The sequence below is a fragment of the Ancylobacter sp. SL191 genome (assembly GCF_026625645.1).
Taxonomy (GTDB): Bacteria; Pseudomonadota; Alphaproteobacteria; order Rhizobiales; family Xanthobacteraceae; genus Ancylobacter.
Window position 1 is genome coordinate 2096394 of sequence record NZ_CP113056.1, and the last position, 18971, is coordinate 2115364.

An 18971-nucleotide genomic window follows, 5' to 3' on the forward strand; every position below is an offset into this window, starting at 1 on the left:
TTCGTCCGGCGGTCGCCATTGGGCACGAATTTTCAATGCCGGGACGCCGAAAAGACCTTGTCTCGTTCTCTTCGGAGAGCTTCCTCAGCGGCATCGCTGGGTTGCAAGGCGTTGTCATCAAAGGGGCATGCTCCAAGGGGGGCATAGGTTGAGAGTTCTCGTTCTCGGTGGCTGCGGTTTCATCGGCTCCCATGTTGTCGATGCCATGCTTGCGGCGAACCTGAGCGTTCGCGTCCTGGATCGAGGGCCGGAGAAGTTCCGCGCGCCCCTCGAGGGCGTCGATTATGTGTTTGCGGACTTTCGGGACGTGAATCGTCTCTACGAGTCGCTGGTCGACGTTGATGTCGTCGTTCACTTGATTAGCGCCACTGTTCCCGGTACCGCAGCGCTCGATCCTCAGGCGGATGTCCGCGACAATCTGCTGCCGGCGATTGCCGTTCTGGAGGCGATGCTCAAGCTTTCGGTGCGAAAGATCGTTTACGCCTCATCGGGCGGCACCGTTTATGGTGTGCCGGAGGTTGTTCCGACGCCGGAAACGCACCCGCTACGGCCGGTCAACTCCTATGGAATCGTCAAGGTCGCCATAGAGAGCTATGTAGAGATGTATGCGCGCGCCCATGGCATGTCGGCGACGATCATCCGTCCCTCCAATCCCTATGGGCCGCGGCAGGGGCACACGGGCGTCCAGGGCGTCGTCACCACATTCATGAACCGCGTCCTGAATGATGAGCCCATCCACGTATGGGGCGATGGAAGCGTTGTGCGCGACTATGTCTATGTCGAGGACTTGGCGACGCTCTGCGTCGCTGCCGTCGTCGCGGGCCAAGGCGGCACGTTCAATGCGGGAAGCGGTGTCGGCGTCTCCATCAATGAGGTGGTTGCCGGCCTTCGTAAGGTCACCGGCCGCGAGTTGCGCGTGAGCTACCAGCCCGGTCGCTCAATTGATGTGCCTCGGTCCATTCTCGACATTCAGGCCGCTAAGATGCAACTCGGCTGGGAACCACACGTGTCGTTCTATGAAGGGCTTGAGCGGCTGTGGCGGTGGATCCGCCAGAACAATGCCCCTCTCTCGCACCCGCGTTGACGGTGTGTTCCGAGCTCCCATTCGGGGCGGCAATGCACAGCGCAGGTGGTTGCCGAGTAAGGCCAAGTGCTTCGTGAAATCTCCCTGATCGGTTGCTACCTATCGAATCGCGGCTCAACATATTAAAATCGTTCCGGTATATCCGTGTGCAGCGCATCTATGCGCTGGCCGACACCCTTTAAGCGCAGCGCAATCTCCATTGGAGTGGGCGCCTCACGAGTTGATGGATGATGGCCCCGCACCCGACCTCCCTCATGTTTCGGTCCAAAGGCTTACTCATAGTTGTGTGTGTACCTGGGTGCGTGACAGTGACGGCCCCCGATGACGGGTCGTTGATGTGATGCCTGCTCACGGATTGAATCCCATCTTCTTCAGAAAGGGCCGTGTACGTGGCATCTTTCGCAAGCTTATGGCCTCTCGTCTCGGGCGATCAAACGTCGTCTCACGGCACTTGGTTCCTCGCCTGCTCGGTAAGCGCGACCCGCGGGATCCGCGCGATGTCGTGATGGTTCTGCTGCACGAAGCCTCACGAACAGGCGCTCCGATCCTCGGCTGGAACATCATTCGCGGCCTCGTCGGCCGTTATCAGGTGATTTGCGTGCCGTTTGGCGGGGGCGAGATCGAGGGCGACTTGCGCAGGGCCGCGACCTTCACGACCGCCGCTCTCCTCTGGTTGCGGCGCAAGCCGCAAAGTGCGGACGCGATTGCCCACGCTCTCGTGGCGAATTACCGCCCGCTCTATGTCATCGCGAACAGCGTCGAGACCCATTGCCTCGTGCCGTATTTCGCGCGGTCCGGCATTCCCGTGGTGGCGCTGTTCCACGAATTTGCCGCCTATACGCGTCCGCTCTCCAAGCTTGAGGATGTGTTCGGGTGGGCTGATGAGCTCGTGTTTTCCTCGCAGATGACCATTGAATCGGCCGCGACCTACTACCAGGGGCTCGAATTGCGCGCGGGCGTCCACCTCATTCCGCAAGGACGATCGGAGATTCCGATTCCGAAAGCGGGTAGCCCCGCGGAACGGCGTCCGCCGGAGCCCTTGCGACCGAAAGGGCGCGAGGAGGCGTTTGTCGTGCTCGGCGCAGGTTCGGTTCACCTGCGAAAGGGCGTGGAGCTTTTCGTCGCGACCGCTGCTGCTGCGCGCCGCCTGCGGCCCGATATCCCCTTTCTGTTCATCTGGATCGGCGACGGGTTCGACCCGCAGCGGGAACTCGGCTACTCGATCTATCTCGACGAGCAGATCAAGCGATCCGACCTCGGCGACAGCCTCATCATGCGCCCTCCGGTCGATGACCTCGACGCTCTCTACCCGCAGGCCGATCTGTTCCTGCTCAGTTCGCGCCTGGACCCCCAGCCGAACGTCGCCATTGATGCGATGACCTTTGGCGTGCCGGTCTTGTGCTTTGAGGGCGCTGCCGGCACGGCGGAAATCCTTGCCTCCGATCCCACCACAAGCCAGCTGGTAATGCCCCACCTTGATGCGCACGCTGCGGCGGGGGCCATCTGTCGGCTGGCCAGCGAAAGCAGTGAGCTGGTCCAGCTGAAGATGTCGGTGCAGCGCCTCGCCCAGGCAACATTCGATATGCCGACCTATATCGAGCGTCTCGACGCGTTGGGACGCGCCGCGGCGGAACGCCGTAACACACGCGATGTAGAATTGATCGCGGCGGCGAATGCGCTCGATCCGTCCTTTGTCCTTGCGCCCGGTGAAGAGGCAGCCAGCCGCGCCGTACTGGCCCAGACAGCGATGATCCGCTGGCGGCTGTGGGGTGGATCGACCGTGGAACTCGCACATGCCAACCGGTCGCGACCCTACCGGCGTGCCTGTGCCGGCTTCCATCCGGGGATCTATGCACTCGCGCACGAGGACGCGTGTCTCGTCGACGGGCGCGATCCTCTGGCGCACTGGATTGAGAACGGGCAGCCCGCCGGTGCGTGGTCGCGGCGTGTCTATTCGCCCCTTCCCGCTGCCCGTGACGACGCCGGCCGCGCGGTAGGGCTGAGGGCCGCCCTTCATGGCCATTTCCACTATCCTGAACTTGTTGATGATCTGCTGGCGCGCCTGTCGGCGAACCAGAGCCGACCGCATCTGATTCTGACATGCGAAACGGAGGCGAAGGCCGAACAACTGCGTTCGGCGCTCGCTGCTTATCAAGGCACGTCGCAAGTTCGGGTCGTGCCGAACCGGGGGCGTGACATTGGCCCGCTGCTTCCGGTGCTCGCTGACGTCATCTCCGGCGGGGAATATGACGTTATCGGTCATGTGCACGGCAAACGTAGCCACTCGACCGACGCCCAGATGGGCGAGCGGTGGCGTGACTTCCTGTTCGAGAATCTGGTGGGTGGGCGCTTCGCCATGGTCGACACGGCGATCGCCGCCTTCGCCGAAGACGCATCGCTCGGCCTGTTGATGGCGGAAGACCCGCATGTAGTCGGCTGGAACGCGAATCTGGACCTTGCTCAGACGCTCGCGCGACGCATGGGCATCGATCAGCCTTTGCCCATGCAGTTCGATTTCCCCCTGGGCACGATGTTCTGGGCGCGCCCAGCGGCACTGAAACCATTGCTCGATCTTCGTCTGACCGTGGACGACTATCCGGAGGAGCCGGCGCCTGACGACGGCACGCTGCTTCATGCGATCGAGCGGCTGATCCCATTTGCCGCTCGCCAGGCTGGACTAAGCGTCGCGGGCCTGCGCGTGGCAAACACCACATGGTAAAGCTGTCACCGACGATTGCAGCTTTGCCGAGTGTAAGTTTTGGATTGTCTTACAAGGTAGAAAATATTCAGAACCGCTCCTGAAAGCGCTGCTTCCCTTGATGCACGGGCGCGTTTATCCAGGCGTGGTGCCGAATGAAGTGCCTTTCGGCTGCATCCATCCTGTCGTGTACCATCGACGTGCCCCTTGGAGTGCTAGAATGCCTCTCGACGAGACGCAGATCGCTGATATCGTCCGGCTCCAAGGCCACCCGGCGTTGTGGATGCCGACACGAACGGGGTCGATGAGCGCATGGTGGGGGCATGTGCCGTTCGCTCACTGGATTGTCTCGGAACTCCGACCGCGCTGCATCGTAGAATTGGGCACGCATAACGGTGTGTCGTTCGCTGCCTTCTGTGAGGCCGTGCTGCGCCAGCATCTGAGCTGTCGCTGCTATGCCGTCGATACCTGGCAAGGTGACGACCATGCGGGCCATTATGGTGAGGGCGTGTTTGCCGATCTGCAGCCCTTTATCGCCACGCGCTTTGGCTCGTTCGCCGAACTGATGCGCATGACCTTCGATGAGGCGCTGCCCTATTTTGCCGACGGCTTTGTCGATCTCCTGCACATCGACGGCTTGCACACCTACGAGGCGGTGAAAGCAGACTTCGAGGGCTGGCTACCCAAAATGTCCGAGCGCGGTGTCATCCTGTTCCACGACATCAATGTCCGCGAACGAGGCTTTGGTGTGTGGCGGCTCTGGGAGGAGCTGCGCACCATCTATCCGTCCTTTGAGTTTCTGCACGGGCATGGGCTCGGCGTCCTCGCCGTCGGCCGTGAGGCGCCCGAGATCATGAAGCTGCTTTCCGGTCTCGGGCCCGACAATACGCACGCGGTGCAGGACTTTTTCGGTAAAATTGGGGGACGCTGGATCACCGCGGATCTCCTGGACCGACGGCGCGCGGAGGATAAGGCTGCCAACCGGCAGCTTGCCGTTCTCCAACGTGATCTGGCTGTCATATCTGGATGCTTGTTGGACGTTTTCAAGCAGCATTATGGGGAAAGCCTACGGCGTGTGCGGCCACCCCGATTTCCAGCAATGGCGTCCCAAACTGGCGAAGCCCCTGTACGAAGCGTCCGTACAGGTGCAGCGAAGCGCGGCCCATCAATGCCGTTTAGACTTCCTCGGTGGTTGCGAATTCATTTTGTCAGCCATGCGTCGATCACGCCCACGGGGCTCGAGGGTCTCTCACCCGAAGAGATCGACCGCGTGCGGGCGGCGTTTGACCCCTCATACTACTTGGATACTTACCCGGATATTCGCGACGCACGCATAGATACATTTCATCATTACATCACTGCGGGCTGGCAGGAGGGACGCAATCCCGGAAAAGAATTCGTCACCACCTATTATCTCGCGCGCTGGCCAGATGTTGCTGATGCGGGTACAAATCCCTTCATACATTGGGTGCTCTACGGAATTGCAGAGGGGCGGGAGGCGGTGCCACCTTCGCATGTCTCGGAGATTCGTGCTGGCACCCCTCGTATTGCGGCCATCGTTCTTGCTGGTCACTATGTGCCAGAGTTGGCTCGTCGCATCGAATCCGTACTGGCACAGAGCTATTCGAATATCGAGATCATTATCCATGTTGATGCGCCGACGGATGAAATCTCGAGCATCATCAGAGCCTATTGCGAGCGATACCCTGACCGCATACGCCTGATCGCAGCTGATGGGCACTCCCGCCGGCTTTCCGATTCCTGGCGACGGTGTATTGAGGCAAGTACCGGCGAACTCATCTGGATGTGTGAGAGTGACGGTTTCTGCGAACCTAGTTTTGTGGAAAGTCTGTACAACCACTTCAGCGACAGAAGTGTTCTGATTGCGTCCGGCCACGCATCTTGTTTCGATCAGGACGACAATGCCATCGAGATTGCCAGCTCCAGTGCGAAGGGCCTGCAAGAGTGGCCCCGCGCCCCGTCCGGCACATGTCCTGCGGTCGAATGGTCCCGTGGTGAGCCTGGTGGCAATAAGATAGCAAGCCCGGGTGTGTGTCTGTTCAGGCGGGCGCTGCTGCCGACCGACGTTCCGCCCGAGCTAACTGCGAATACTGCGGGGGACTGGTTGCTTGATCTGGCTATCAGTTCCGGTGGTCAGTTAGCCTGGAATCTAAACGCTATTGCCTACGTTCGCGCCCGCTGAGCGCGTTACCGTGAGTCACTGAGCTCTGCTCTGGACGGGCGGTTGCTTGGCGGTGTCAAAGGCTGCTCCGCTCTGGACGGAACGTGAAAAACTTGTGCAGGAAATAACTGGTGAAGGTGGGGCTCGCGACGCCTATGGCGTGCGCGACGAGTTCGCGATGGTAGTCGTATCCGATGGCTGGGAGTACCCAGTCGGCGAGGCCGACGCTGACCGCCCATACCTGAACGAGAGCGACTAGATTCACCAAGATGAAGCGGGAATACTGCCCAGCAACTGTTCCACTGTCAGCGTCGAAAACGTAACGGCGATTGAGATAAAATGCCAAAGTGAGGGCCAGAGGGTAGGCCAATATGACCGAAATCTGGAAGGATACGACATAATTCAGCAGGATGCGGGCAATGATATTGACTGCGGCGGCGGTCGCGCCGACCAAGAGAAATAGTAGAAATCGTGACGTCACGAAGCGCTCCGCTTGCGCGCTAGAGCGAGATGCGGCTTGCCAAATATGCCCCAGGCGATCGGCAGGGTGCGGTAGGTCCGGATAATCGGCCCGCGCGTCCGCGTCTTATCGTTGATCGTATAGGCTAGTGAGTGCGTCTCCCGTCCGGTATTAGCGAAACGCTCACGATAAATACTGGCAAGGTCGTCCATATGAGCTCCTGTCCAATGTTCATTGGATGACCTGCGCCATAGCGCGGCCCAGACGGATGCTTTCGGCAATGCCCCGATCCTCGGGGTAGTAATAACAGGTGTCGGCAATCTGCAGCCCGGCAAGGGCGGTTTGCACGGATGGGATCATCTGTTGGAAGTTCGGACCGCAGACAGGTTGAGCGTAGCGCAGGCGGCCTACCTTGGCGTCGATCAGGTCATCATCGGTGATCGCGGGATTCAGCCGCTTGATGTAGCCGAAGGCCTCCGCCGTGAACGCTGCATCTGGCCAGTTCCACTTTGGATGCGTAACCGGCATGTAATAGGGCACGTAGACCATCGTCTGCGGTAGCGGGCGCAGATTGGAGAACTCGATGATGCCGGGGATCTCGATGTCTGGCTCCACGATGTTGATCCAGAAATGCGGGCTCACCGACTTCCTGAGTTTGAACAACAAGCACACTACGCCGATGTTCTTGATGGCGTCGTAGCGGGTCTTGTCGGCCTCCGGCAGATCGGGGACGAGGGTGCTGATCAGCGGCGTCGGCACGGTCGAGATCACGGCGTCGGCCGGGAATTCCTTGCCACCCGCCCGGACGCCGGTGACGCGCCCGTCGGCGGTCAGAACCTGTTCCGCTGGGGTCGCGAGGTGCAGCCGCCCGCCCTTGGCCATTAATGCACTGACCAGCGCATCCACGAGGGTCTGCGAGCCACCTTCGATATAGCCGAGTTGCTCATGGAACAGGCTGCGGCGGGAATTGCCGATGCGCCGCACCCGCGTCGCGATCCAGGAGGCCGAGACATGGTCGGCATATTGGTAGAACTTGAGCTCCTGAAGCCGCTTCCACATTTTGGCGTAGACGCCCTTGCCGGATCCGCGCTCGATCCATTGGCGGGATGTCAGATGTTCGATGGACGCGAAGCTGCGCGCCTTGGTGGCGAGGAACATCTGCAGCCCCGTGCGGAATTTCTCCACAAGGGTCAGGTGCGGGAAGGTCAGCAGCGAGACGGGGTCGCCCCATTTGTGGAGCGTCCCAGCCATACGATAGGCCATGGACGTGTCGCGCCACCGCATTTTGTCGCCGATGCCGAGCTCGGCCATCATCTCGAAGGTCGGCGCGTCCGACTTGCACACGAAATGATAGAAGCGCTCGATCGACACGCCGTCGAAATCGAAATGCGCGGCCATGCCGCCGGCGTGCGCATCGGCCTCCACAAGATCGACCGAATGGCCGCGCCCGACAGCCTCCCAGGCTGCGGCAAGACCCATCAGGCCGGCTCCGATCACCACGACGCGTGCCAAACGGACCCCCTCAGAACTCAAGAACGATCTGGCCGTAGACCGGATCGAGATAGGTTTCCGCCAGCGCCTGTTTCAGCGGCGTGCGCGCAACCCCGAACGTTCCCGGCCAGTCGGTCACGGGAAACTCCTCAGGGATGACGAGCGCTTCCAGTTGGCTCGTGGTGAAGGGAGGCGTGCGGCTGAAACGTGCATAGAGCCAAAGGAGGAGCCAGAACATGCGGTAGGGGATATGCACCAGGCGGGCGCGCGGTTTGACTGTGTCATGGATCATGCCGATCAACGCGCCATAGCTGACCTTCTCATGCCCGGAGATGTCATGGGTTCCGGTCGCGCGCGTGGCGAGGCTGGCGGCGATGACCGAGACAAAGTCGCCGACATAAAGCGGCTGGCGCAGATAGTTGCCGTCGCCGGGTATCGGGAAGACCGGCGTGCGGTCCATGAAGCGCCGTAGCCAGCCGAGGTGCTTGCGATCGAACCAGCCGAACATGAGGGTGGGGCGCAGGATAACATGCGGGATCGGGCTCGCGAGGAAGAGCTTTTCCTGCGCCGTCTTTGAGCGCGTGTAGAAATCATCGGCGCGTGAGTTCACCACCGAAGACGAGATGCCGACGAAATAGCCCACGCCATGTTGTTCCATGGCCGCCAGAATGTGGTGCGTCGCCGTGACATTGTTGGCGACGAACTCCCCCTCATCCAGCCCGCCAATCTGGGCCTGATTGATGACAACGGCATCCGCGCCCCTAAAGGCTTCCGTCCAGTCGCCGGGCAAAGACAGATCTGCCTCGATGATCGGGACGTCCGGATGCACCTTGCGGAACAGCGCGACATTGGCCGGATGCTTGTCGATGCCCACCAGCGTGACATCCGACCGCTGCTTGAGCCGTGCAATCAGGTTCTGTCCAACCAGTCCGGCAGCGCCGGTGACGACGATTTTGCTCATTACAGGTTCATCTTATTGAAGATGCGCGACGGAATGAACCCAATGATCAGCATGATCAATCGCCAGCGTGCCGGTGCATATTGGACGGGCCCTCCCGTGTCGGCCGCCCGGCGCACCACTTTCGCGACCTGCTCGGGCGTCGCCCATAGCGGCCCGCCCTTTGTCATGCCAGCGGTCATCGGCGTGTCCGTCGGGCCCGGCTTGACGATCACGGCGCGCGGACCCTTGTCGGCGAAGCGATGGGCGATGCCCTGGATCAGGGTCGCGAGGCCGGCCTTGGCCGCACCATAAATGTAATTGGCCCGTCGCCCGCGATCGCCGGCGACTGACCCGAGCACGACCAGCGAGCCCTTGCCGCGACGCTCCAACTCTTCCGCAATCAGCAGAGACCATGCGGCAGCCGAGGTGAAGTTGACCGCCAGTATGTCTTGCGCAGCGACGGGCTGCAGTTCGGCCAGCGCATTATCGCCGAGTACCCCATAGGCGATGAGGATGTGGTCGAAGGGGCCGTGTTCCGCCCACAACTCCTGCCATGCCGTGCGAGGATCTACTGCCAGGAAATCGAGTTCGACACTCGTGGCTGAAGAGGCTCCGCGCAAGCTGAGGTCCGCGGCGATCTGGTCGAGGCGTTCCTTGTGGCGGCCGGTCAGCACCAAGGCCGCACCTTCGGCGGCGTAGAGGCGAGCGGTGGCCTGCGCGATGCCGGAGGCGGCTCCGAGAATGAGGACGCTGAGTTTGGGGTTCGCCATGTCTATCCCTGCATGCGCCGCCAGAAGGAGGAGGAGAGTCCCGGGTCCAGATGGGTCACGAAGCGCTCCATCTCGGGATAGCCCGACCTGAAGAGGTCGGCCGGTAAACGCCCATCCTTCGCGGGATAAAGCCGCCCGCCAGCCTCTCGCACGATGCTGTCGAGGCGCGCAAGCAGATGGAGTGTCTCGGCGCCACGATTGGGGAAATCAAGCGCCAATGTCGTTCCGGCGCGCGGAAATGACAGAAGGCCGGGGGAGGGAGCGTCACCGAAATCCTTGAGCACGGCGAGAAACGAGCCCGTGCCGGCGCTTGAGATGGTCTTCAGCATCGCGGTGGTTGCGTCATGGGCGACCGCGGGCGGGACCACGCTCTGATACTGGTACATACCGCGCCGTCCATAGAGCCGGTTCCAGTGCTGGAGGCCGTCGAGAGGGTAGAAATAGGGATCGTAGGAGATGCTTCTGGTCCCGGGGCTGCGCGATCCCTTCCAGTAGTAGAGGCTATTGAAGGCCGAGATCGACAGACGGTTGAGCATGAACTCCGGCATGTCCACCGGCACCGTCGGGCCGCTTTTGCTGGCGGCCTTGAGCTCGCCTGCGGAGGCGTGATTGGCGCGACTCATAAGGCCCCGCCCCAGATTTCGTCCGCCGGCGAGGCAATCGATCCAGGCAACGGAATATTCGTGCGTCTCCGCGCTCTCACGCGACAGGGCAAAAAATCCCGCGAGATCTGCGAAAGGGATCGCTTCTACGATCATGTCGGAGCTGACGATCGGCTTCAGTTGAAGGGCCACGCGGGTGATAACCCCGGTCAAGCCGAGCCCACCGATGGTCGCGGCGAACAAGCCGCTCGCGTCGTCGGGAGTCAGTACATGCTGTGAGCCATCCGAACGCAGCAGCGTGAGCCGGCGCACCCATCGCCCGAAGGTGCCGGCGCGGTGATGATTCTTCCCATGGACATCGTTGGCGACCGCTCCGCCCAGCGTGACGAATTTCGTGCCGGGGGTGACCGGCAGAAAGAAACCGCGCGGTATCGCAAAGGCGAGAATCTTGGCGATCGAGATGCCCGCCTCAGCCTCCAGAAGTCCGCTTGCCGCGTCGAAGCTGATGAGGCGGTCGAGGGAGCGCGTCTCGATCAGCGCCCCTTCGGCATTCAGCGCGGTGTCGCCATAGGATCGACGCAGGCCGCTGGCGAGAACGCCATTGGCGTGGGTGGCTCCCTCAGCCAGCAGGCTAGGTAGTTGATCGAGGAATTGCGGGTGTGCCACGCCATGGGGTGCCCGAATGACGCGCCCCCACGAGACGATATCCGTTCGGGTGAGAAACGCGCTCACAGGGCGGCCAGGAAGAACACGGCAACGCAAATGGCGAGGAACCGGCTTGGCCAATCGCGCAGCGCGAAGGAAACCGGATCGTCATGCATGCGACCGCGGTGAGTGAGAAGCCAGATTCGTCCGATCCAGATCGCCACCAGAAGTGTCACAGCCCAGAGATATTCGGGTCGTCCGTAGCCCACAGCTCGAAACGCCTCGTCGACCATGTAGAGGACCAATATGATGAGCGAGGCGAGGCCCGAGCCGATCCCGAATGTCAGGGTGAGCGGCCAGTCGTCCGCCTCATACCCGCGCCCCCTCAGCATGCTGTCTTTGGCGCCGCGGGCCTGCACGATCTCGACATGGCGCTTCGCCGTGGCAAGCGAGAAGAAGAAGAACATCGAAAAGGTGAGCAGCCATATCGGCATCGGTCCCCCGAGCAGCGCGACGCCCATGATCAGGCGGAGCGTGAACAGGACCGCGATGATGAAGGTATCGAGCAGCGGGATACGCTTGAGCCCAAAGGAGTAGGCGAGCGTGAGGACGAGATAGGCGCCGAGAGCCAAGGCGAAGGCTCGGTCGAGCACCAAGGCCGCGACCAAGGTGCAGGGAATGACCAGGACTGGAAACAGCACCGCCTGCATCAGCGGCAGCTGGCCACTTGCCACCGGCCGGTATCGCTTGGTCAGGTGCCGACGGTCGGCGTCGATGTCGGCGATGTCGTTGATGAGATAACTGGATGAGGAGATCAGCAGCAGAAGGGCAAATCCCAGCCCGGTGTGGACGACCATGCCGAGATCGCCCCAGGCGTGAGCCAGGATCAATGGCACGAACATCAGCAGGTTCTTCGACCAATGATGCACGCGCAGCGCGCGCGGCCAGACCTGCAGCAGGCGGGGGCGCTGCGCGCGGCTGCGGAATTCCGCGATGATCGGCTTTCCCAGAGCGCTCGCACGGCGCGCGACGCTGGCGCTGACGCCAACCAGCACGATGCCATCGGCCTTGGCCCATACGACCAGATCCGAGGCGTGGTCGCCCGCATAGACGAAGCCCTGCGGGAAGCGTCGCGCCAGCATGGCGGCCTTGGCCTCACCCTTCAAATTGACGCCGGCTTCGGTGGCGATCACCTCGTCGAAAATGCCGAGATGGTCGGCGACGAGGCGGGCAACGCGGTGATCGGCGGCGGTACACAGCACGAGATAGCTGCCGCGCTCCTGTTCCTTCGCCAGATAGGCCAGCACTTCGTCGCAGGTGTCGAGATTCCCCGGATCAAGGACGACGGCCTCGGCGCAGAAGTCCTTGAATGCCGCCTTTCCCTTGAACAGCGCCCCCAGGAGTTGTGGCAGCAGGCGCGGCTTTTGAAACACGATCCGAGCGAGTTGCTCGTGCAGCGTATCTGCCTTGATCAAGGTGTTATCGAGGTCCACCACGACCACGCGGCGCGAGGCCGGCATTTCAGCGGGGCTGACGGGCATCGGCCGAGCTCCAAACCGAAGTGACGGTGGCAGGGCCGAGACAAGCCAAACCAGCTACGAGATAAACGCCCGGCATTCCGTCGAATCCAAAAAAGCCTCGGTGGGAACGAGGATATAACGCCTGCATAACGATCTTCTTTGATCCCGCTTCCGCACCGGGGACACAACCATCGCCCGTGACGTCCGTCAATGATCGGGCGTTCAACAATTTCGATCTTCTTCGATTCGATGGCGAGTTTGCCGGTTCTTAAAGGCCATGAGAGGCGCCTAGATCAATATAGGCGAATGAGCGTGTGGGTAACCGAGATTGGCGTGGCAACAATTGCATGTTGCCTGTTCCTCCGCGCCGTTCTGCGATAGGAGTTTATGCTCACTGTGCGTCATAACTGGCGAATCATTTTTCCAGAATGGACGCGACGATACTGAACGATCACCTCTTCGTTTCGCTGGATGTGAGGCCGAAAGATGCAACGTGGAACCGAAAGCAAAGAGCGCTTCCGCTCCGCTGGCCGGGCATCGATCTATCTGAATTCGCTGCGCCTTTTTTTGGCTTTGTCACTCTCGTTCGCACTATTCGTCCTGTTTGTCGGATTGAAGAATCCGATCATGGACATGTACAATTTTCGTCAAACGCAGACCGCGTTGACGTCATATTGGATCCTCCAAGGCGGGCCGTGGATCGCCTACGAGACCCCGGTTCTCGGCGCGCCGTGGGCTGTACCTTTCGAATTTCCTGTCTACCAGCTCGTCGTATCGGCCCTTGCGATGCTCGGTGTTCCGCTCGATGTCGCCGGCCGGCTTGTCAATTTTGGCTTTTTCCTCGGGACTCTTGGCCCGCTCTGGCTGTTGTTTCGGGCGCTACGCTTGGGGACCGCCAGCTACCTCGCCACGGCGATCCTGTACGTATTGTCTCCCCTGTACCTCTATTGGAGCCGCACCTTTCTGATTGAGTCGTGCGCGCTCTTCTTCTCCACGCTTTGGCTGGCTCTGCTGGCACATTATCTGACGCGTGGTGGCTGGTTGTCCGTTCCCGGTGCCGTTGTTGCGGGTTGTCTGGCTGTGCTCGCCAAGTCCACGACCTTCCCGGCCTTTGTCCTGGTGGGCGGGTTGGGCACCGCATGGACGCTGATCGCGCGGTTGCGGGACGGGGAACGGCTCACTCGCTTGTTGGCGGAGGCTCTCATTTTGAGCCTTTTCGTCATTGTGCCCTTCGCCGTCGCCTGGGTCTGGGTCGGCTATTCGGATCAGGTGAAGCTGGCGAACGAGTTCGGCGGTCACCTGACATCGACGGCTCTGTCATCGTGGAATTTCGGGACTCTCGATCAAAAGCTGAGCCTCAAGCTCTGGAAAGGTGTGATCTTCGCCCGCATGGTGCCCGAAATCACGGGTTCACTTTATTGGATTGCCATTGCGGCCATTTTATTCAGTGCTGTTTCTCGTAAATCCCTGGTGCTGTCCATACTTGCTCTGATTGGATTTTTGACCTCGATTATTGTTTTTACAAATCTCCATATGGTCCACACCTACTATCAGGTGGCGAACGGTCTCTTCCTGATTATCGCGGTTGGAATCGCTCTTGGTGCGCTGTTCAAGCGCGGTTATCCAGCGATTTCTCTTGCGTGTCTCATCGCGGTCGCTGTGGGACAAGTGTTGTTCTTTCAAGAGACTTATATCAACGTAATAAAGAACGATCATGCTCAGGACCGGACGCTCCAAATCGCGCTCATCGCGAAGGCGCAAACACAGCCCAGCCAGAGCCTAATCGTTATCGGTGAGGACTGGTCCTCCGCTGTTGCCTATTATTCTCAGCGCAAGTCGCTCACCTTGCCGGCCTGGGCGCCGCGAGCAAGCATCGAGAGAGTGTTCGCGGATCCGCAGGCGTTTCTCGGCGATCGGCCCCTCGGTGGCATCGTGTTCTGTGCGAACAAGGTGACCGAGTACGGGACCGCCGCGCCTTTGGTGCAGAGCTTTGTGGCGGATCGTGCGGTAATGGGGGAGTTTGGCGGATGCCAGCTTCTCGCCGCTCAGCGATCCTCGTGAGCCGCTGGCAGGATAGGCCAATCAAGGGGCTGCGAGCTTGCCTGGTTCGCGACGCACGCCACAGGAGCGCGGAGGCTGGAGCGGGCGAAGGGAATCGAACCCTCGTATGCAGCTTGGGAAGCCCAAGCACCGTTTGACATAGCATGACCCACGTTCCCCACGCGAACCGAGAGAGGTTCGTATGGGCAAAGCACGCAATGGGCATCACGACGCCACGAAGAGCAGGATGCACCGGAGGTTAACCGGGATCCACTCGACCCTGTCCGTGGCCGTTTATAACGGTCGGGAGCGGCTCGGAAGCGTCAAGGAATGTGCGACGGGCGGTTTCGATGCTCTGTCGCTCTCCGGCACATTGATCGGCCACTTTCCAAGCATGAAAACTGCGGCCGGTGCGGTGACCCGGGGAGCAGCGTCATGAGCGCTTCACTCTCTACAGCAGCCGCCGCTCTCCAAACAGCCATTCTCTCGACGAAGCGCCAGCACCTCGATGGCATCAGCCGGGATCTATGGCGCTTGTATGCGGGCCAGCGGCTAAGCGACGACGAGGCGACGACACTCGACGCCTTGATCCGCAGCCGTCGCTCCTGCAGCGGTGGTGAGAGAGAAGCCGGTGTCGCTGACGATTGCGCGGCGAAGCAGGTAAAGGTGGCACTCCGGTTTCGGCCCCGCCGGGTGCAGCGCTCACCCGACAAGGAAGCCTCGCTGCGACGGCGGCGCGAGCTCTCCCGCTCCTCGCCCATGCCGCGCCATCTGGCTAGCCGCTTCACCGAGGGGCAGTGCGCCGCACTGGCCGTTATCGGTGGCGAGGTGAAGGGTCGGGGTGTGTGCGATCTGCCGCTCGACAAGATTGCCGCCCTCGCCGGCGTGTGCCGCACCACGGTGCGCAACGCCATCAACGAAGCGCGGCGGCTAGGGCTGGTGCGTGTCACCTCCCGCCCGAGGCCGGGGCAGAAGAACCTCACCAACCTGATCGAGATCCTCTCGCCCGAGTGGCGCGCCTGGCTCAAGCGCGGACCGACCGCGCACCGCCCGACAGGGTGCAAAACGGTTTCTGCGACCACGAATTTGCGCCCCACGATGAGCATAGAGATAAGAAAAGAGGCCTTCGAGGAAGCAGGTGGAGGCCGACCTCCCGGCTTTAGTGGTAGCCGCCCTAGCGGAAAGGGAGGCCGGCATGGCGTCTCCGTCCCTCAATGAACCGGCGCTGGCCGCCGTGCTGCAGGACCTGGCGGCGCGGGTCGGGCGGCTTGAGCCCTCGCACCGCGACCCCGAGGCCTTTCACGAGGCGAAGTCTGAGATCGCGGCCGCCCTCCGACGCCTGTCGCGGGTCCTCCCCACGGTCCACGTATGCGGGAGGCGACAGCGCTTGACCTCGTTAGATTTACCCGGATTTGAGCCTAAACTTAGTGGGCGGGAATGAGGGGCATCATGCAGGAATTGCAGGGCTCTACGCCCCGTCCCGGTCTCACGATTGCCGATGTCGAGACGATCTCGAAAAAGGGCTTCTCCGAGTTGCTCGGCGTGTCGCCGGGGCGTGTCTCGCAGCTCATTGCTGCCGGCCTACCGGTCGAGCCGAATGGCCGCATCCATATCGAGCGTGGCAAGGCCTGGGTGAAGGCGAATGTCGATGCGAACCGGCGCCGCTCGGTGGTCGGCGGATCGCCTTTGTTCGACACTCTATCCCCACGCGCCATGAAAGATGCGTCGGAGGCGGAAATCGCCCGCCTGCGGGCGGAGCGGATGGGCGGGGCGCTGATCGGTCGTTCGGCAGCACTGCGCACCATCGAAAGCCGGGCCCGCTTCGAACGTGATGCCTGGATCGGGTGGGTCAACCGGGCTGCGCCAGAGATCTCGGCCGCGACAGGAGCCGAGCTGGCGACGCTTGTCGCGGTAATGGATCGGCTGGTGCGAGAGCATCTGCACAGCTTGTCCTCAGTCCCCGTCGGAGGGCTCGGCCATGATGACGAGTGACCTTGACCGGCTGACCGCGCAGCTGGTGGATGAGGCTTGGCGGCGCGGCCTGCGTCCCGAGCTTCAGGTTACCGTGACCGAATGGGCGGACGCCAACCGTACCCTGCCGGGCACCAATGCCGAGCCGGGGCCGTGGCGCACGTCGCGCGTGCCCTATCTCGCCGAGATCATGGATTGCCTCTCCACGGCCTCGCCCGTCGAGCGCGTGGTGCTGATGAAGGGCGCACAGACCGGCGGTACTGAGGCCGGACTCAACGCCATCGGTTATTGGGTGGCGCATGCGCCGGGGCTGATCCTCGCCGTCTGGCCTTCCATCGACATGGTGCGCCGTAACTCGCGCACCCGCATCGAGCCGCTGATCGAGGGCACGCCCGCGCTCAGGAGCCGTATTGCTCCCGCCCGCTCCAAGGACCCCGGCAATACGGTCGGGCTGAAGGAGTTTCCCGGCGGCGCCCTCATCATGACCGGAGCCAACTCCGCCACGGGCCTGCGCTCCACCCCGGCGCGCTACCTCGTGCTCGACGAGGTGGACGCCTTCCCGGCGGACGCCGATGGCGAAGGCGACCCGGTGGCTCTGGCTGTCCAGCGCACCGTGACCTTCCGAGGCCGGCGCAAGATCTTCCTCATTTCCACCCCGACCGAAGCCGGAGTGTCGCGGATCGAGAAGGCCTATGCCGAGAGCGACCAGCGCCGGTTCTTCGTGCCGTGCCCGCATTGCGGCACGCACCAGGCGCTGAGCTGGCGCGGCGTGACCTGGCCGGAAGGTGAGCCGCGCAAGGCGTTCTATACCTGCGAGGCCTGCGGCGGCGTGATCGAGGAGGCCGACAAGCCGGCGATGCTCGCCAAGGGCGAATGGCGCGCCACGGCCGAGGGAGACGGGCTCACCGCCGGCTTCCACCTCTCCGCGCTCTACTCGCCCTTTGAAAGCTGGGGCGAGATCGCTGCCGACTTCCTCACCTCGAAGCGCGACCCGGCGCGGATGAAGACATGGACCAATCTGAAGCTCGGCGAGGCCTATGAGGATCGGGATATGGCGCCGCTGGCGCCGGACAGCCTTGCGGCTCGTGGCGTCCCCTGCGATCCACCATGGACTGAGCTTCTCCCCGAGGGTGTCGCCGCCATCACTGCCGGCGTTGATACCCAGGACGACCGCATCGAGGTGGAGTTTGTCGGCTGGGGCCGCGGCGAGGCCAGTTGGTCGCTCGACTATGACATCATCCATGGCGACACCTCGCGCCCGGAAGTGTGGGCGGCGCTCGATCGGCTTCTCGCCCGGCGCTTCCGCCACCCGAAGGCCGTTCCTGACCTTCCCGTCCTCGCCGTTGCCATCGATTCCGGCGGGCACCGCACCGACCAGGTGATGCGGTTCTCGGCCGAGCGGCTCAACCGCCGGATATGGGCGATCAAGGGGCGCGGCGGGCCGGGCGTGCCGCCCTGGCCCAAGCGCCCGCCGAAACTGCGCACTGCCAGCCTCGCCCCCGTTCACATTGTCGGCGTCGACACGCTCAAGCACGGGCTGCTCTCGCGGCTGCGCATCGACGATGGCGGCCCCGGCGCCTGCCACTGGCCGGCCGAGCGTGATTATCACTGGTTCACCGGCCTCGTCGCCGAGCGCCCGGTGCGCCGCTACACAAAGGGCGTGGCCCGGATCGAATGGGTGCCTGACCCCGGCGTGCGCAACGAGCCGCTCGACTGCCGCGTCTACGCCACGGCTGCCCTGCATGGACTGTATGCGGCGGGCATGAGCTTGCAGGAGATGATAGCGAAGGTTGACGGAGCGGCCACACCGACCGCAGAGTCGGCTATCGCGGGCGTCGAGGCACCTAAGGCCCCCAGCGTGCTGCGGTCGAAGTGGCTGGCAGCGCCTAGGTAGCACCCAACATAAACAAAACCCCGCCGGGCTTGTTATCGCCTTGGCGGGGCTGCCCCGAAGGGTCTTGAGGCTCGACAGGCGCGCCCGCGAGCAGACGTACCCAAATTGGTTACTCGTCGGTTAATGTCAAGTTAACAAATCCGAGACCACGCAACACGCCCTGACGGATGCGCTCGAAATCACCCCCGGGCAGGCGGAACTCCTGATACTTACGCTTCCCGGAGACGTCCCGGCCCGTGCGGAACAGATCGAGGCGGCGGAGAGCGACGGCAGCAACCATATCGCACTTAGCCCAACATGTCGTTTGATCAAATGGAGCGGGCAAGGCAAACGGGAGTTCGAGAGCCACGACATAGGGCACATCGTGCTCGGGAGGGGTTGTCGAGAGAGGAACAACGGCGCAAAGGTTCGGGCGACGAGGAAGTTGAGGACTGATGACTACAGCCGGGCGGCGCTTCACCATTTCCGGCTCACAGAAACCGCCCATTTCGTAATCGCAAAGCAAAATCGTCCGGATTCTCGGATGATACTGAATGCCCAAGAAATTTTTCCCTCCAGCCGAATCGCTCGACGAGGACGTTATTATATAAGTTCCGGAGCCATCGGTCTGGCGCCTCAAAGTGACATGTGGATCGACGCGCTACATTGATAAAAAACGGCCATCGATGACAGCA

15 protein-coding genes are annotated in these 18971 nt (G+C 62.1%); 7 read left to right on the forward strand and 8 right to left on the reverse strand.

Features of this window, described 5'->3' with window-relative positions; genetic code table 11:
- The first annotated feature begins 148 nt into the window (after positions 1 to 148).
- From OU996_RS09470 to OU996_RS09480, 3 genes are all read left to right on the forward strand, one after another.
- Positions 149 to 1084, forward strand: a complete 936-nt coding sequence (locus OU996_RS09470; protein WP_267585347.1) for an NAD-dependent epimerase/dehydratase family protein — start codon at positions 149 to 151, stop codon at positions 1082 to 1084.
- Positions 1085 to 1589: 505 nt separating this feature from the next.
- Positions 1590 to 3803: a rhamnan synthesis F family protein gene (locus OU996_RS09475; RefSeq protein WP_267585348.1), complete on the forward strand. Its 2214-nt coding sequence runs from the start codon at positions 1590 to 1592 to the stop codon at positions 3801 to 3803.
- A 199-nt stretch (positions 3804 to 4002) separates the two neighbouring features.
- Complete coding sequence (locus tag OU996_RS09480; protein ID WP_267585349.1) at positions 4003 to 5985, forward strand: class I SAM-dependent methyltransferase; 1983 nt, start codon at positions 4003 to 4005, stop codon at positions 5983 to 5985.
- 55 nt (positions 5986 to 6040) lie between these two features.
- Here OU996_RS09480 and OU996_RS09485 read toward each other — a convergent pair whose 3' ends face one another.
- Genes OU996_RS09485 through OU996_RS09515 form a run of 7 tightly spaced genes read right to left on the reverse strand, consistent with a single transcriptional unit; the run spans position 6041 to position 12413 of the window.
- Positions 6041 to 6445, reverse strand: a complete 405-nt coding sequence (locus OU996_RS09485; RefSeq protein WP_267585350.1) for a GtrA family protein — start codon at positions 6443 to 6445, stop codon at positions 6041 to 6043.
- Positions 6442 to 6636, reverse strand: a complete 195-nt coding sequence (locus OU996_RS09490; protein WP_267585351.1) for a hypothetical protein — start codon at positions 6634 to 6636, stop codon at positions 6442 to 6444. The genes OU996_RS09485 and OU996_RS09490 overlap by 4 nt, the downstream gene beginning before the upstream one ends.
- A 19-nt stretch (positions 6637 to 6655) precedes the next feature.
- On the reverse strand, positions 6656 to 7924 hold the full coding sequence (locus tag OU996_RS09495; protein WP_267585661.1) for an NAD(P)/FAD-dependent oxidoreductase: 1269 nt from the start codon (positions 7922 to 7924) through the stop codon (positions 6656 to 6658).
- A 22-nt stretch (positions 7925 to 7946) separates the two neighbouring features.
- A complete protein-coding gene (locus tag OU996_RS09500) occupies positions 7947 to 8876 on the reverse strand; it encodes an NAD-dependent epimerase/dehydratase family protein (protein WP_267585352.1) in 930 nt (309 codons plus the stop codon).
- Positions 8876 to 9625, reverse strand: coding sequence for an SDR family NAD(P)-dependent oxidoreductase (locus OU996_RS09505; protein WP_267585353.1), 750 nt, complete (start codon positions 9623 to 9625; stop codon positions 8876 to 8878). Before OU996_RS09505 ends, OU996_RS09500 begins: the two co-directional genes overlap by 1 nt.
- 2 nt (positions 9626 to 9627) lie before the next feature.
- Positions 9628 to 10959 (reverse strand): FAD-binding oxidoreductase, encoded by a 1332-nt coding sequence (locus tag OU996_RS09510; RefSeq protein WP_267585354.1) that lies wholly within the window; start codon positions 10957 to 10959, stop codon positions 9628 to 9630.
- On the reverse strand, positions 10956 to 12413 hold the full coding sequence (locus tag OU996_RS09515; protein WP_267585355.1) for a UbiA family prenyltransferase: 1458 nt from the start codon (positions 12411 to 12413) through the stop codon (positions 10956 to 10958). Before OU996_RS09515 ends, OU996_RS09510 begins: the two co-directional genes overlap by 4 nt.
- A gap of 465 nt (positions 12414 to 12878) precedes the next feature.
- On the opposite strand from OU996_RS09515, the gene OU996_RS09520 reads away from it, so the two are divergent.
- The 4 genes from OU996_RS09520 (at position 12879) to OU996_RS09535 (ending at position 18297) form a co-directional block, all read left to right on the forward strand.
- On the forward strand, positions 12879 to 14453 hold the full coding sequence (locus OU996_RS09520; protein WP_267585356.1) for a hypothetical protein: 1575 nt from the start codon (positions 12879 to 12881) through the stop codon (positions 14451 to 14453).
- 414 nt (positions 14454 to 14867) lie between these two features.
- Positions 14868 to 15650, forward strand: coding sequence for a hypothetical protein (locus OU996_RS09525; RefSeq protein WP_267585357.1), 783 nt, complete (start codon positions 14868 to 14870; stop codon positions 15648 to 15650).
- Positions 15651 to 15881: 231 nt separating this feature from the next.
- Positions 15882 to 16424: a hypothetical protein gene (locus OU996_RS09530; protein WP_267585358.1), complete on the forward strand. Its 543-nt coding sequence runs from the start codon at positions 15882 to 15884 to the stop codon at positions 16422 to 16424.
- Entirely contained in the window at positions 16411 to 18297 is a 1887-nt protein-coding gene (locus OU996_RS09535) for a phage terminase large subunit family protein (RefSeq protein ID WP_267585359.1), read from the forward strand. Before OU996_RS09530 ends, OU996_RS09535 begins: the two co-directional genes overlap by 14 nt.
- 109 nt (positions 18298 to 18406) lie before the next feature.
- On the opposite strand, the gene OU996_RS09540 is transcribed toward OU996_RS09535, so the two are convergent.
- A complete protein-coding gene (locus tag OU996_RS09540; protein WP_267585360.1) occupies positions 18407 to 18838 on the reverse strand; it encodes a type II toxin-antitoxin system PemK/MazF family toxin in 432 nt (143 codons plus the stop codon).
- Positions 18839 to 18971 lie beyond the last annotated feature (133 nt).

Coding starts and splice junctions, on each gene's coding strand:
- OU996_RS09480 (WP_267585349.1), top strand. CDS start 4,003: ATGCCTCTCGACGAGACGCAGATCGCTGATATCGTCCGGCTCCAAGGC.
- OU996_RS09530 (WP_267585358.1), top strand. CDS start 15,882: ATGCAGGAATTGCAGGGCTCTACGCCCCGTCCCGGTCTCACGATTGCC.
- OU996_RS09520 (WP_267585356.1), top strand. CDS start 12,879: ATGCAACGTGGAACCGAAAGCAAAGAGCGCTTCCGCTCCGCTGGCCGG.
- OU996_RS09490 (WP_267585351.1), bottom strand. CDS start 6,636: ATGGACGACCTTGCCAGTATTTATCGTGAGCGTTTCGCTAATACCGGA.
- OU996_RS09475 (WP_267585348.1), top strand. CDS start 1,590: ATGGTTCTGCTGCACGAAGCCTCACGAACAGGCGCTCCGATCCTCGGC.
- OU996_RS09515 (WP_267585355.1), bottom strand. CDS start 12,413: ATGCCCGTCAGCCCCGCTGAAATGCCGGCCTCGCGCCGCGTGGTCGTG.
- OU996_RS09525 (WP_267585357.1), top strand. CDS start 14,868: ATGAGCGCTTCACTCTCTACAGCAGCCGCCGCTCTCCAAACAGCCATT.
- OU996_RS09500 (WP_267585352.1), bottom strand. CDS start 8,876: ATGAGCAAAATCGTCGTCACCGGCGCTGCCGGACTGGTTGGACAGAAC.
- OU996_RS09505 (WP_267585353.1), bottom strand. CDS start 9,625: ATGGCGAACCCCAAACTCAGCGTCCTCATTCTCGGAGCCGCCTCCGGC.
- OU996_RS09535 (WP_267585359.1), top strand. CDS start 16,411: ATGATGACGAGTGACCTTGACCGGCTGACCGCGCAGCTGGTGGATGAG.